Genomic DNA, 13579 nt, shown 5'->3' with positions numbered 1-13579 from the left:
CCTTGGGCAGGGGTACTTACGGATGGGTTACGGGGCTACGGGCGTACTCGGAGGTGATCGGGCGTACTCGGGCGTACTCGGGGTGCTCGAATCGGTGAACGGGCGAATGGTGCGCGGGCCGTGCCCCGGGATGTCCGGGCGGCCGTCCGCGTGGCCTCAGGGAAGGGCGGCGGGGGCGGGATCACTTTGCGGGAGCGGCTTCGCGCCGTGCGTCGGAGGCACGATTTCGTCGCCCACCCCGATCGTCCCGCCGCGGATCACCTCGGCCCGCAGCCCGCCCCGGTGCAGCAGTCCGTGGATCAGCCCGGGGCGTACCAGTTGTTCGAGGCGGGCGCAGGGCTCGCTGAGTCTGAGACCGCGCAGGACCACCGTCCCGACCTGGAACTCCTCGTCCACCAGCGGGTTGAGCCGGATGTCGCGGCAGACGAGGTTGCGGCGGCATTCGGCGGGGGTGAGCGTGATGCCGCATTCGCGGGCCAGGGCGTCGAGGGCCTCGGCCTCGATGAGGGTGACATCGCAGATCCCGGACGCCCGGCCGGCGCCCCGGCGCCGGGGCCGGGGGCCCTCGCCCGCCCAGTAGTTGCGGTCCCCGGCCAGACCACGGCCCGTCACCGCGCGGACCTGCGCGACACGGAAGGTGGGCTCGCCGGGGTGCACCGCGAGGTGCAGGGAGGTGACATGTCCGGGTCCGGACGGCGGCGGGTTCTGCGCCATGGCTGGTTCACCCCTTCGGGAAGTGCTCTCTGAGGGAACGGAGCGTGCGGAACTGGTCCACGTTGATCTGGTCGAGCTGCAGTTCCCGCCCGATCAGGTCTTCGAGCAGCAGGATGAACTCCATGAAGCCGAGCGAGTCGATCAGCCGGTTGTCGATCAGGTCGAGGTCCTCCGGTATCTCCTCGACGGTGGGGTTGCGTTCACGCAGCCAGTCCACGACCGGCTTGATGTCGTCGTCCATGAGTCGGATCACCTCTCCTGGGTCAGGTCCGGCCGGCGGGAGCCGCTCGTACGCACGGTGGTGGCGCTCGTGGGGCGCGGGGAGACGGGCTGGGGGCCGCGGGCGCTCTCGTACTCCTGACCGATCCGGGCGACGGTGACCGCGGCCGGATGCCGGGCGGTGACGCGGGTGCAGGACCGGCCGCAGTACATGGCCATCTCCCCGATGAGACCCGTGGTGCCGGCGCCCGGAGCCGCCGCGCTGTAGCGCGGTACCGGGTGGTCCCGTCCCTCCACCCGGGTGGTGGCGATGAAGGAGGCCGGGGCGCGTCCGGGGGTGGCGGTGAGCGGATTGCGCAGCACGCGGTGCGGGCGGTGCGGCCAGCCGATGTCGAACAGGGTCGTGATGATGGTGTCGTCGGCCCCGGCCTCGGTCACCCGCCGTTTGAACTCCGGGTGTGCGGTGGACTCGGCGGCCGGTACGAAGAGGGTTCCGGCCATGGCCCCGTCCGCGCCTCGGGCCACGGCTTCCGCGAGGTCGCGTCCGGTGGCGATGCCGCCCGCGACGGCCAGTACCGCCTGCGGATACCGGGCCCGGACGGCGGCCAGCAGCAGATCCACGGAGAGCCGGCCGAGCAGATGGCCGCCGGCTTCGGAGCCCTGGAGGACCAGCACGTCCGCACCCAGCCCGAGGGCGGTGCCCGCGTCCGCGAGGGTGCCGACCTGGACCACCAGCGGATGCCCGGCGGCCAGGACCGCCCCGGCCGCGTCGGCGTCGGGCAGCCCGAAGGAGGTGACGAACGCGTCCCGGGGCAGTTCGGGCAGCACGGCCCGGAGCTGCTCAAGACAGCCGGCCGGGCCGGTGACCTCGGGGACCACGTTCACCCCGAACGGGCGGCCGGTGGCAGCCGTCACCTCACGGACCAGCCGGGCGGCCCGCGCGGGCGGTTCCCTGTACAGCGCGAGGGTGCCGCCAGCTCCGGCCCGGGACACCGCCGCGCACAGCGCGGGCCCGGCGACGGCGCCCATCCCGGCCTGCAGCAGCGGCAGTACGAGGCCGAGCCGGGCCGCCAGCCTGGTCACGAGCGTTCCCCTGCCCGCAGGACCGCGCTGTGCGCGGCGGCCAGGTCCCCGTCGAAGAGGCCGCCCAGGGCGTGCACCCACCGTTCCAGGCCGAAGGCGACGCAGCCGGTGAAGGCCGGGCGGCCCGCATGGCGGATGTCACGGCGCTCACCGAAGAAGTTGCGGTGGTTGTTGGTGGAGGCGATGGCGGTGCCGTCGGTGTGCAGATACTCGTGTTTCACGGGGGCGAGCAACTGCATGACGGTACGGGAGCCGTCCTTCTCGAAGAACGGGTCGGTGGCGGGCTGCCGGTCCAGGGTGAGACCGAGGGCCGCGCCGAAGGCGGCGATCCGCTCATGGTGCAGGGCGAGGTGGGCCCGTACGTCTTCGGCGGAGCCGGCGCACACGATCTCCCGCATGGTGAACCCCCAGAGCCGGCGCAGTCCGTCGTGGTGGTCCTCGTTGCGGTAGCACTGCGCGACGGTGGTGATCAGGACGGGGGCGTCCGCGCTGGTGCCGGTGAGGTGCAGGAAGCAGCCGTAGCAGGCCGCCGACGGCAGCAGATGGGTGGCGTCGGCCAGGTCGGCCGCCGGGATGTGGGGGGCGTCGGCGAGGCCGTCCCCCGGGATGTGCGTGGCGCCGGGCAGCGCGGTGGCTCCGTCGGGGGCCGCTGCGTGGGCGGCCAGCCGGTCGGGGCGGATGCGGCTGACCGGGCTGCCCAGGTGCGGGAAGTTGCGGAAGTAGTCGAGGGTCCCCAGCTCCCCGGCCCGTAACAGCGGTGGGTAGCTCTGCTGCCGGGCCCCTGCCTCGGTGCCCCAGCGGGTGAACACCGCGTCGAGTGCGTCTTTCAGCAGCACCGCGGGTTCGTCGAGGGTGGCCAGTCCGTCCCGGACCGACCAGGCGGCCGCGGTCTCTCCGGCGGCCGCGGGGCCGGCCGCGGGGTCAGTGACGCGCATCGGGCACCCCGATCCGGTTGAGGAAGCCGTTGGTCTTGTGCAGGACCTTGGCGTGGGCGGCCTGCCTGGCGGGATGGGCGAGCAGCCGCCGGCGCAGCGCGAAGCCGTCCTGAAGTCCCGCGTCGCGGTAGACGGAAGGGTTGTAGAAGGACTCGACACTGGTGGTGAGGTAGCGTCCGAGATAGTCGCCCAGTTCCTGCCGGGCCGCCTCGTCCAGGCCGTTCCGCAGGAGCCGTTCCCACAGCAGCTGCACCAGGCGGCAGCCGAACGCGATGTGGCGGGATTCGTCCTGGTGGTGCAGACGGTTGATGTGCCGGATCGTCGGGTGCAGGCGCTGGTCGGCGGCCAGTTGGACGTTGTAGTGGTCCACGATCTGCTCGAAGACCAGGATCCGGGCGAAGACCAGGAAGTTCTCGATGTCCGGATCGCGCGGGGCCTCGGGCAGCTTGACCGACTTGTCGGGGTAGATCTTGCCGGCGTACTTGAGACAGAAGGTCGCGAAGAACCACATGTGGTCGTTCTCCTCACCGATGAAGTGGTGGAAGAACTCGGAGGGGAGCTCGAAGCCCGGCATGTGGACGCGGCGGGTGACCTCGATGAGCAGTTCGCGGATGCCGTGCACGTTGAGGCTGTAGAAGTTGACGCTCTCCCACCGGCTCAGGGCCTGGACCTGGGCCGGGCTCAGCCGCTCCATCTGCTCCGTGCCGTGGCAGGAGAGGAGTTCGGGGGACATCCAGAGCCCGTCGGCGGGTATCTCCGACGGCCAGTCGAAGGTGGTGAACGGGTTGTAGTAGTCCGAAGTCGCCTTGTCGGAGAGCCGGTCGAGGAGGGCCCGGAACTCGGTCTCGTCCGTTGTCGCGGGTGCGGGTGCGGGTGCGGGTGCGGGTGCGGGTGCTTGCTGGGTGTTCGGGGGACGCATGGGTGCTACTCCTCCCATCGAATGGCCGGCAGCGGGGCTCGGCCGAGTCCGGGGGTGGTTGCTCCGGGGGTGGCTGCCGCCGCGCGGGACTGTCGTACGGCGACGGCGCCCGGGTGCCCGCCGTGCTCGGGGCGGGTCATGCGGCGGCCTCGGCGGCGAAGAGGTCTTCGAGCCGGTCGCAGAGCAGATCGGCCTCGGCACGGGTGATGATCAGCGGCGGGCGGATCTTGATCACATTGCCCCGGCCGTAGCGGGAGGTACGCAGGATCAGGCCGTGGTCCATGCCGCGCCGCGCGAGAGCCTGGGCCCGTTCGCTGTGCGGCCGGCCCTGGTCGTCGCCGATCTCGATCCCGATCATCAGGCCGAGACCGCGCACATCCACGATGCCGGGGCGGCGGGCGGCCAGCGCGCGCAGCCGTTCCATGATGTGGGCGCCGACCTCCCGTACGTTCTCCAGGAAGCCGGGGCGGCCGATCACGTCGAGTGTGGTGGCCGCAGCGGCGGCGGCGAGGACGTTGCCGCCGTAGGTGAAGGAGTGGTGGTCGCTGCTGAGCCCGGACATCCGCTCGTCGGCGACGATGGCCGCGATCTGCGCCCCGGAGCCGCCGAGGCCCTTGGCGGTGGTCAGGATGTCGGGCCTGACCCCGTAGTGCTCGGCGGCGAACATCCGGCCGACACGGCCGATGCCGGTCTGTATCTCGTCGAAGACGAGGACGATGCCCCGTTCGTCGCACAGGGCGCGCAGCGCCGCCAAATAGCCGTCGGGAGGCACGATGTTGCCGCCGCTGCCGGAGACCGGTTCGACGACCACACAGGCCACACTGCCCGAACTGGCCTGGTCGATGAAGTCGTTGATGCGTTCGACACAGAGCATCCCGCAGCTGTCGGGGCCCGCCTGACGGTAGAAACAGCGCAGGCAGTACGGGTCCGGGACGTGGAGCACACCGGGCATGAGGTGGGGGAAGGGTGCCTTGCGGAACGACTCGCCCGACATCGTGGTCGTCATCATGGTCTGGCCGTGGTGACTGCGGAACAGGGTGATGACATCGCGTCGGCCGGTGGCCAGTTGGGCCATCTTGACGGCGCCCTCGTTCGCGGTGGAGCCGCCCGACACCTTGAGGTGCACCTTGGTCAGGTTCGGCGGGGTGACGTCGACCAGCCGCCTGACCAGTTCGTTGACGGGGGCGGTCTGGAAGGTCGAGGTGGTGTGCACCAGTCGCTCGGCCTGGTCACGCATGGCCTTGACCACTTCGGGGTGCCCGTAGCCGAGGCTCAGGTTGAAGGTGCCGGAGGCGCAGTCGAGGTACTCGTTGCCGTCGGTGTCGTACAGGTGGACGCCCTCGCCGTGGTCCATCTCGTACGCGCTGACCGGGTAGTACAGATGGTTCTGCGCGTAGCTCAGGGCGTCGTCGCGGACGTCGCCGCGGGAATCCCCCCGCGCATCGCTCCGTGCGTCACTCCGGGCACCGTGCTGGGCGCGCATGAGGTCGGCCATATGACTCCTGTCGACTTCCGTCCGCAGACACGGCGGACGGCGAATATCACTGCTTCCGGGCTGCGGAAGAAAAATTCACCGCAGTTCTGTGAGAACGGGAGTTCATAGGTCAAGGACAAAGGTGAACGCCGCGTCCCAGCCCTCGGACGTCTGCCGTACGTCCATCAGGCATTCTGGCCTGAAATACTTGTCGAGGTGGTTTCGGCGTTCGCCGGGGAAATAAAGCATCGTGGTCAGTACGGATCCGCCGGGGGGCTGCACCTTCACATGCACATGCCGCGTACGGCCCGGGTACATGGCGGGCAGTACCGTTTCGAGCCGCCACCGCCCATCGGCGTCCGCGAACTGATGGCCGCGCAGCCGAAATCCGTCGTCGTCGTAGACTCCGGCGTCCCCCACCTGCCAGAAGTCCAGCAGAGTACCGCCGATCGGCTTGCCGTCGGGGGTGCGCACGGCGCCGTGCAGCACCATCGGTGCGCCACCGTCCTCGTCGCCCCGGAAGCTGTTCTTGAGGGGGGTGTCGGGCTTGTAGTACGGACCTTCGCGCAGGGCGGGCGTCGGCGGTGTTCCGTTGCAGCGAACGGTTGGCGTGAGCGTCTTCAGGACATCTTCCGGACTTCCGTTCTCCATGGCGGAATTCTCCTTCGGTCAAGGATCTTTCGCTTCGGTCCAGGCAGCGTAACCGTAATTATTCGCACTGAGAAGAACGTCGTCCGGTCACCTCTCGGCCATTCCATTGTCATTTGGAGACAGGAATTCAGCGGGGTGCGGGACGGTAGATCATATGCGGGAATGGAGTGGTGCGCGGGCCGGCTGGGGGAGCGGGGGCACCTGTGACGGGCGGGGCCAACGCCGGTACCCCTCAGTGCCAGTCGGTGGCGGAGCGGTGGAGTGCGGCGTGTGCGCGGGCGAAGTAGGGCGGGTCGGTCGGGGAGGTGAGGATGTCGGCGAGCGCGAAGAGGTCCAGGGTCCGGCAGTGCCGCAGCCAGTGGGCGGGCAGCCGGCCGTTGCCGTCCCGGAAGCCCTCGACGAAGCCCGTGGTGAAGGCGGGTGGGTACTCGTGGGCGAATCGCAGCATGTTCCCCACGTCGAAGAGCGGTGAGCCGCTGAAGGCGAGCTCCCAGTCGAGTACGGCGGCCACCGCCCACTGCCCGGCGTGCCGTCGCACCAGCAGGTTCTTCGGGTTGAAGTCGCCGTGTACCAGGCTCCGTTCCCCGGCCACGGCGCTGAGCGCCCGGGGCCCGCGGCGGGCCAGAGCGCGCAGTACGGCCGAGTCCGCCGGGCTCAGCGGTCCGTCCCCGGTCGCCGTGTCCAGACAGCGGTCGACGAATGAGGCCAGGTCGCCCAGCGGGGCCGCGCCGTCCGGAGCCGGTACCAGCGACGTGTCGCCGAAGACGCCGGGGCGGTCCAGCCCGACCCGGCCGATTCGCGCCAGCACCCCGCCCACGGCCCGGCCCAGGCCCCGCGCTTCACCGTCGGGCGGGCCGTCCGCCAGCACCTGGCTGAGAGGGGACCCCTCCACGAACCGGTAGATCAGAGTGGGGCGCCCGGTGATGCGACCCTGCGGATCGGCCGCGATCACCGTGGTCACCGGCACCGCCCCGGCCGCCGCCCGGTCCAGTACGGCGATCTCCACCGCACAGGTGTTGCGCGGGAAGCGGCTGCCGCCGGGCCGGTGGCGGCGCAGCACATAGCGCTCACCGTCCGCCGCGGCCGGACGCCGGACGGTGAGCACGGCCATGTCGTTGGTGAAGCCGCCGGGCAGCGGATCCACCTTGTGCAGCCGGGCCCCCGGGAGGGCGCGCCAGGTCAGCCAGGCACGGGTCGCCGGGTCCAGACGTTCCCTCGGTTGCGGGCGGGTCACACCGGTCAGCCTGCCCGGCGCGAGGACCGCCTCATGCACGCGTTCCCTCCAATGGGTCAGTGCCGGCCCGCGGTTGTACGGCGGCGGCAGCCCCGGCCGCCAGGGCCAGCCCGCCCGCCGGCCCGGCGAGCCTGCCGAGCCGTGCCGGGACCACGAAGTCATCGGCCGCATGCTCCGGCAGCCCGGGGTACCCGGCCAGAGCCGCCGTCAGTTCGGCGCGGAGCAGCGGGAAGAGCCCCGGGAGTTCCGCGACACCGCCACCGATCACGATGCGCTGGGGCGCGGCCGTGTAGACGATGTTGCGCACCCCCGCGGCCAGATACCCCGCCTCCAGCCGCAGCGCCTCGGCCAGCGCCTGCCCGGTCAGTTCCTCGGCGGGGGCGCCCCAGCGGGCACCCATAGCCTCGCCGCCCGCCAGCCCCTCCCAGCAGTCGCCGTGGAAGGGGCAGGAGCCGGGAAAGTCGTCACCCGCGATCCGGCGCACCGCGAGATGGCCCATCTCGGTATGGACCAGGCCGCTGACCACGTCGCCGTTGATCACCGCACCGCCGCCGATCCCGGTGCCCACGGTGAGATAGACGTAGGTGTCCAGCCCGCGCGCGGCGCCCCAGCGGCCCTCGCCGAGTGCCGCACCGTTGACGTCGGTGTTGATGCCCACCGGTACTCCGAGCGCGGCAGCGAACGGGCCGGCGACGTCCACACCCGACCAGCCGGGTTTGGGGGTGGCGGCGAGATGGCCGAACCGGTCATGTCCTGGGCGCAGTTCGAGAGGGCCGAAGGAGGCGATGCCGATCGCATCCAGCTGTCCGGTCTCCGCGGCCTTCTCGCGGAAGAAGTCGACGGCCCGGTTCAGGGTGGGGCCCGGCGGGCCGGTCGGGAACCTGATCTCGGCCTCGATCCGGTCGGGGGCCGAGCCGACCAGACAGACGAACTTGGTCCCGCCCGATTCGACCGAGCCGTACCTCGGGGCCCTCACGCGCCCACCGGCCAGCCGTCGTCGCCGACCGGGCCGGAGTGCGAGCGGATGACGACCTTGAGTGCGTCGTAGCGCGGTGGCCGTACGGTGCTGCCGTCCCCGTCGTCCAGGGTGAGGCCGCCGAGCGTGGTGAACGCCTCCGCATACCGTTCGAGCGGGAACTCGTGCGTCACCAGCTGCCCCAGGACCGGTCCGGCGCCGCTCCCCGGACGCCGCGGGGTGTCGAGTTCGGCCGCCAGGTCCACGGCGACCGGGAAGGTGTCGGCCCGGAAGTCCCCGGCGCCGATCAGCCGGATGCCCCGGTTGGTGAGCTGGAGCGGGCGCAGCGGCACGGTGTAGGTGTCGTCGAAGCCCATCACCACCACCCGGCCGCCGTCGTCGATCAGCCGCAACGCCGCGTCGAGGCCGGTGCCCGTGGTCTCGAAGACGACGGAGGGACGCTCACCGGCCGCCGCTTTCACGACGGCTTCGGCCGGGTCCGTTCCGGCCACGTCCACGACGTGCGGGAACCGTTCACGGGCCTGCTCCAGGCGGTAGCCGTCCGGTTCGGCGACGACGACCCGGCGCGCCTGGCGGGAGGCGACCAGCGCGGTCAGCATGCCGATGGGGCCCGCGCCGAGCACCACGACCGTGTCGTCGAAGGTGACGGACGCCGCCTCGACGTTGTTGAGGGTGCAGGCGAGCGGCTCGATCAGGACCGCGCTGTGGAAGGGCAGCCCGGCGGGAAGCCGTTCGACGAAACGTTCCGGCAGAACCACGGTCTCCGCGTAGGTGCCGTCCCGGTCGACGCCGACCTCGGTCCCGGCCTTGTGGCGGCAGAAGTTGGTCGCGCCCCGCCGGCACGGGACGCACCAGCCGCAGTACAGCGTCGGGTTGACCACCACCCGGTCCCCGGCCCCGACCGCGCGCACCTGCGGGCCGGTCTCCCGCACCACACCCACCGACTCGTGTCCGAGTACCACGCCCGGCCGTGCCGGAAACCGGCCGAGCAGAATCTTGCGGTCGGTTCCGCAGATTCCCGTACCAACGATCTCCACCACGACGTCATCACTGTTCACGACCCGTGCTGCGGGCCGGTCCTGCAGTTCGGCCGAGCCTGGACCCACATAGACGAGAGCACGCATGTGACCTCCCCATCGGCGTTGGGAAGGCGACGCTAACGCAACCGGACACGGGCGGACACGGCGCCTCTGAGCCAATTCGCGGCTGCTGGGGCGGCCCGATCCCACGGGGACGGGCGGGATCCGTGACGGTCCCGTACGCCGGGTCCGGCTGCGGCGGACCGGGCCTGCCCGAAGGCGGGCCGTCCTGCCCGAAGAACGCCCGGCCCGGTCGGAGCCGGGGAGAACCGGTCGGAGGCGGTCAGGTCCGGTCGGCGGCGCGCCCTGCGATGAGTTACGGCCGGATGTGAAGTCTGCAGGAGGAACACCCCAGCGGGCCGTACGGCATCGCCTGCACAGGAGACCACGGAGGACACCATGACCACGTCCGGCAACACCAACACCAACACCAACACCAACACCAACACCAACACCAACACCAACACCAACACCAGCGACGGCCTTCCCGGCAAGCCGCCGGTCGTCGGCCTGGCCACCTGGCAGGCCGCGCGTGACGAACTGCTGGCCCGCGAGAAGGCCCACACCCATGAGGGGGACGCGATCGCCGCTGCCCGGCGGCGGCTTCCGATGGTCGAGTTCGACGGCACGGTCGAGGTCACCGGCGCCGACGGGCCGGTGCCGTTCCTCGATCTGTTCCAGGGGCGCGACGAACTCATGGTCTACCAGCACATGTGGTGGGACGGCGCGCCGCACCAGGGGCAGTGCGAGGGCTGCACCATGGTGGCCTGGCACCTGAGGGACGCCGTCTACCTCAACGCCCGGGGCGTCTCGTTCGCCGTCCTGACCACGGGCCCGTGGGAGGAGGTGGCCCCCTACACCGAGTTCATGGGGTACACCCAGCCCTGGTACTCGGTACGGGGTGTGGAGGCGCCGGTCGGCGGGGAGATGGGGAACCTCACCTGTTTCCTGCGCGACGGCGACCGGACGTTCCTCACGTACTCCACGACGGGCCGCGGCAATGAGGCGGCTGCCCCGTCCTTCGCCCTGCTCGACATGACGCCGTACGGCCGCTGTGAGGAGTGGGAGGACAGCCCCGAGGGGCGGCTCGTGACCGGCGACGGGGGCGAGGGGCATCCGGCCGGGGGCCGTCCGGCCTGCTGGTACTGGCGCTCGGACGCCGAGGCCGCCCCCACCTGGGGCCCGACCAGCCGGCCTGTGCCGCAGTGGACCCGCCCCGGCGCGACCCCGGTGGAGACCCTGGGACGGCAGGGGCACCACCACTGACACGGTGTATCCGCCGGTGTACGGGGCGGCGACCGGCCGGCCCGGCTGCGGCACTCCCTCCGTGTCGGCCGGGCTGCCCGGCCTGGCCGGGGGCGGCCGGTGTCAGTCCTTGCAGAGGGGCGCGGTGCGCAGATATCCGCCGAGGTTCTCGTCGTCGGTGCCGAGCAGGGCACTGGTGGATCCGTGCCGGCACTCCACTCCCTCGATCTTGTGCCCGGGGAACGTACCGAGGACGGTGGGGGATGCCGCGAGCGCGACCCGTACCCGGCCGCCGGACGTCAGGGTGACCCGGCCCGCGTCGCTCACCGCGGAGTCGAAGGGGCCGTCGTCGCCCGCGTCCGCCGCCGAACTGACGATGAGGCGGCCGGAGTCGGCCACCGAGATGTCGGAGATGTGCCGCGTCGCCTTGCCCGCCGGGTATGTGGCGCGGTAGGCGCGGTGGGTCACGCTGCCGAACTGCGGCTGCCCCCACTGGTCGAAGGTGAGCGGCGCCGCGTACAGCGTGGCGGGCCGGTCGCCGCCCTCTCCCCGGTCTGCCCACAGGGCGGCGAGATGCTTGTTCCGGGATACGAGGGCGATGCTCTCGAAGTTGTCGCCCGGTCCGATGGCCGGGAGCGGCGCGTAGTCGAGGACCTTCGCCGCGGAACCGGTGACCTCGATGTGGTAGACGATGCCCCGGCTGGCGAGCGCCAGGTACTCCGAGGGCTTGTGGGGTATGGCCTCGATGGCCTCCAGGTCGACGGGTTCCGCTCCGTCCCAGGCGATCGGGGAGACGCGGTCGTGGCCGTTCTGCCGGGTGATACGGGACAGCCGCCGCTGACCGGGCTCCTTGTTGTCGTGCACGACCAGCGCACGCAGCCCGGCTCCGTGGGAGGCGCCGCCCTCGGATGCGACACCGCTGACACCGCTGAGGATGTCGCCGCCCACCTTCTGCCATCCGTCGGCCGCTCCGGCCGGGCCGGCGCCGAGGGCCGTCAGCAGTGCGGTCGCCGCGCCGAGCCAGGCCATACGCTGCAACATCGGTTGTTTCACTGGGGTCGCTCGCCCTTCTCTCCGCCGGACGCGAGGTCACGCGTCCGGCGTCAGGGTATTGATCATGGCGGGCGAAGCCCAGGGCCCGGACGGACCGTAGCGTCCGGCGGGACGGCGGGAATGTGCGGGGGCGCCTCGTCCCGGTGGCCGGGCTCCGGCAGTCCCTCGCCCCCGTCACCGATCTGCTCAGCCGTCGGCCGCGAGGCGGGCCAGCCATTCCTTCAGCAGACGCTGCTCCGCGCCGCTGAGCGCGGTCCGGTCGGGGAGCGCGGCCCGCAGAGCGCGGGCGGCGCCCGCCGGGCCCGCGGTCCGTACGGCCGGCTCCTCGTTGGTCACGGCGGTGACCATGGACTCCCGCAGTGTGGTCAGCAGCGCCGGGTCGCGCCGGTCCTCGGGCAGTGACAGCCAGGTGAGCACCGCGCCGCGCGCCGTGGCGTGGATGACCGCGGCCGCGAGCTCCTCGTCGACGCGGAGCCAGCCGTCGGCGGCGAGCCGCCGGACCCGGCCCATCAGGATCTTCAGCCCGGCCTGGAAGGCGGCCGACGTGGCCCTGGTGGGCTCGCTGTACATCAGGGTGAAGAGGGCCGGGTTGGCCAGGCCGAACTCGACCGCGAGATCCCACCCGGCCCGCAGGCTCTCGACGGCGTCCTGCGCTTCGGGCTCGGTATGCCTGGCCTGCTTGGCCGCGAGGAACGAGGCGAAGCCGTACTCCGACACCGCGTCGAGCAGCCCTGCCTTGTCGCCGAACAGCCGGTAGATGGCCGGGGGTTGCAGCCCTGCGGCGACGGCGACCGCACGGGTGGTGACCGCGTCGCGGCCCTCGCGTGCCAGCAGATCGGCCGCTGCCTCGATGACCCGCTGCCGGGGCTCTCCCCGGTCTGCGGCCGTGGTGTCGGACTCGACGGCGTTCTCGCCGTCCCTGACGGAGGGGCGTGGTGACATGTATCAACGATACCGCTCACGCCGTTCCACCGATGCTACCAGTGATACGCTTAAAATGATTCCATTGGAACCACTGTTGGGGAGAACCATGATCATCGTTACCGGGGCCACCGGAAAGCTCGGACGCCGGATCGTCGAGAGGCTGCTGACGCGGGTACCGGCCGGCCAGGTCGGCGTGAGCGTCCGCGACCCGCGGAAGGCCCAGGCGCTGGCCGACCGGGGCGTACGGGTGCGGCGCGGCGACTTCGCTGACGTGGCCGGACTCGCCCACGCCTTCGAGGGCGCCACCCAGGTGCTGATCGTGTCCGTCGACAAGATGGGCGAGGAGACCGTACGGGACCACCGCGCCGCGATCGAGGGAGCCGTCGCCGCGGGCGCCCGCCGCATCCTCTACACCAGCCAGATGGGCGCGGGCGCCTCATCGCACTTCCAGGCCTGCCGCGACCATGCCGCAACCGAGGACGCCCTGCGCGCGTCCGGTGTGCCCTTCACCTCGCTGCGCAACGGCTTCTACGCCGCCAGCGCACTCCAACTGGCGGGCCCCGGACTGGAGTCAGGCGAGGTCGCGCTCCCCGTCGACGGTCCCGTCACCTGGACCGCGCATGCCGACCTCGCCGAGGCCACCGCCGTCATCCTGGCCGACGAGGGCCGTTTCGAGGGGCCGACGCCGCCGCTCACCGGCGGGCAGGCGCTGACCTTCACCGACATCGCACGCCTCGCCACCGAGGTCACGGGCCGCGCCGTCACCAGGACCACCGTCCCCGACGGCCAGTACCGTGAGCAGCTGGTGGGCCATGGCGTTCCCGCGGAGTCGGCGCAGCAGCTGCTGGGCATCTTCGAGGCGAGCCGCGCGGGCGAATTCACCGCGGTCGACCCGACGCTGGCCACCCTGCTCGGCCGCGAGCCCCTCGGCCTGCGCACGTTCCTGCGCGAAGAGCTGACGCCCGGCGCCATGGGCTGACCGGCCGTGGGGGGGGGGGGGGCGCGCGCGGGGGGGGGGGGCCCCGCGGGCGCCGGCCCGGGGGGGCCCCCGCCCGCGCGCGGCCCCCCCCGCC

Annotated in this window: 14 protein-coding genes; 2 read left to right on the top strand and 12 right to left on the bottom strand. The window is 71.8% G+C overall.

The features are described 5' to 3' along the window. Window positions 1-156: 156 nt before the first annotated feature. The 10 genes from ACFXBC_RS03490 to ACFXBC_RS03445 all read right to left on the bottom strand — a co-directional run bounded on the left by ACFXBC_RS03490 (window position 157) and on the right by ACFXBC_RS03445 (window position 9329). Complete coding sequence (locus ACFXBC_RS03490; protein WP_385018192.1) at window positions 157-714, bottom strand: MOSC domain-containing protein; 558 nt, start codon at window positions 712-714, stop codon at window positions 157-159. A 7-nt stretch (window positions 715-721) separates the two neighbouring features. Beyond that, the gene (locus ACFXBC_RS03485; RefSeq protein WP_385018190.1) at window positions 722-955 is read right to left on the bottom strand and encodes an acyl carrier protein; all 234 of its coding nucleotides are present in this window, start codon (window positions 953-955) and stop codon (window positions 722-724) included. 8 nt (window positions 956-963) lie between these two features. Next, a complete protein-coding gene (locus ACFXBC_RS03480) occupies window positions 964-2016 on the bottom strand; it encodes an NAD(P)H-dependent flavin oxidoreductase (protein ID WP_385018188.1) in 1053 nt (350 codons plus the stop codon). After that, window positions 2013-2951: a hypothetical protein gene (locus ACFXBC_RS03475; protein WP_385018186.1), complete on the bottom strand. Its 939-nt coding sequence runs from the start codon at window positions 2949-2951 to the stop codon at window positions 2013-2015. The genes ACFXBC_RS03480 and ACFXBC_RS03475 overlap by 4 nt, the downstream gene beginning before the upstream one ends. Continuing rightward, window positions 2938-3870: a diiron oxygenase gene (locus ACFXBC_RS03470; RefSeq protein WP_385018184.1), complete on the bottom strand. Its 933-nt coding sequence runs from the start codon at window positions 3868-3870 to the stop codon at window positions 2938-2940. The genes ACFXBC_RS03475 and ACFXBC_RS03470 overlap by 14 nt, the downstream gene beginning before the upstream one ends. 136 nt (window positions 3871-4006) lie before the next feature. After that, window positions 4007-5365 (bottom strand): aspartate aminotransferase family protein, encoded by a 1359-nt coding sequence (locus tag ACFXBC_RS03465; protein ID WP_385018182.1) that lies wholly within the window; start codon window positions 5363-5365, stop codon window positions 4007-4009. Window positions 5366-5467: 102 nt separating this feature from the next. After that, on the bottom strand, window positions 5468-5995 hold the full coding sequence (locus ACFXBC_RS03460; RefSeq protein ID WP_385018180.1) for a hypothetical protein: 528 nt from the start codon (window positions 5993-5995) through the stop codon (window positions 5468-5470). A gap of 232 nt (window positions 5996-6227) precedes the next feature. Beyond that, the gene (locus ACFXBC_RS03455) at window positions 6228-7268 is read right to left on the bottom strand and encodes a phosphotransferase family protein (RefSeq protein WP_385018178.1); all 1041 of its coding nucleotides are present in this window, start codon (window positions 7266-7268) and stop codon (window positions 6228-6230) included. Then, window positions 7261-8205, bottom strand: a complete 945-nt coding sequence (locus tag ACFXBC_RS03450) for an ROK family protein (protein ID WP_385018176.1) — start codon at window positions 8203-8205, stop codon at window positions 7261-7263. The genes ACFXBC_RS03455 and ACFXBC_RS03450 overlap by 8 nt, the downstream gene beginning before the upstream one ends. Continuing rightward, complete coding sequence (locus tag ACFXBC_RS03445; RefSeq protein ID WP_385018174.1) at window positions 8202-9329, bottom strand: zinc-binding dehydrogenase; 1128 nt, start codon at window positions 9327-9329, stop codon at window positions 8202-8204. Before ACFXBC_RS03445 ends, ACFXBC_RS03450 begins: the two co-directional genes overlap by 4 nt. Before the next feature lie 354 nt (window positions 9330-9683). Here ACFXBC_RS03445 and ACFXBC_RS03440 point away from each other — a divergent pair, with 354 nt between their 5' ends. After that, window positions 9684-10550, top strand: coding sequence for a DUF899 family protein (locus ACFXBC_RS03440; RefSeq protein WP_385018172.1), 867 nt, complete (start codon window positions 9684-9686; stop codon window positions 10548-10550). Between the two features lie 102 nt (window positions 10551-10652). Here the strand turns inward: ACFXBC_RS03440 and ACFXBC_RS03435 are convergent, their stop codons facing one another. Together ACFXBC_RS03435 and ACFXBC_RS03430 are read right to left on the bottom strand one after the other, a co-directional pair. After that, window positions 10653-11558: a hypothetical protein gene (locus ACFXBC_RS03435; RefSeq protein ID WP_385018170.1), complete on the bottom strand. Its 906-nt coding sequence runs from the start codon at window positions 11556-11558 to the stop codon at window positions 10653-10655. A 210-nt stretch (window positions 11559-11768) separates the two neighbouring features. After that, window positions 11769-12524, bottom strand: coding sequence for a TetR/AcrR family transcriptional regulator (locus ACFXBC_RS03430; RefSeq protein ID WP_385018168.1), 756 nt, complete (start codon window positions 12522-12524; stop codon window positions 11769-11771). 88 nt (window positions 12525-12612) lie between these two features. Between ACFXBC_RS03430 and ACFXBC_RS03425 the strand changes: the two genes are divergently transcribed. Next, the gene (locus ACFXBC_RS03425) at window positions 12613-13485 is read left to right on the top strand and encodes an SDR family oxidoreductase (RefSeq protein WP_385018167.1); all 873 of its coding nucleotides are present in this window, start codon (window positions 12613-12615) and stop codon (window positions 13483-13485) included. The last annotated feature ends 94 nt before the right edge of the window (window positions 13486-13579 follow it).

This window comes from Streptomyces sp. NPDC059398, assembly GCF_042751845.1.
Lineage (GTDB): Bacteria > Actinomycetota > Actinomycetes > Streptomycetales > Streptomycetaceae > Streptomyces.
This window is presented reverse-complemented; position numbering and strand designations above follow the sequence as displayed.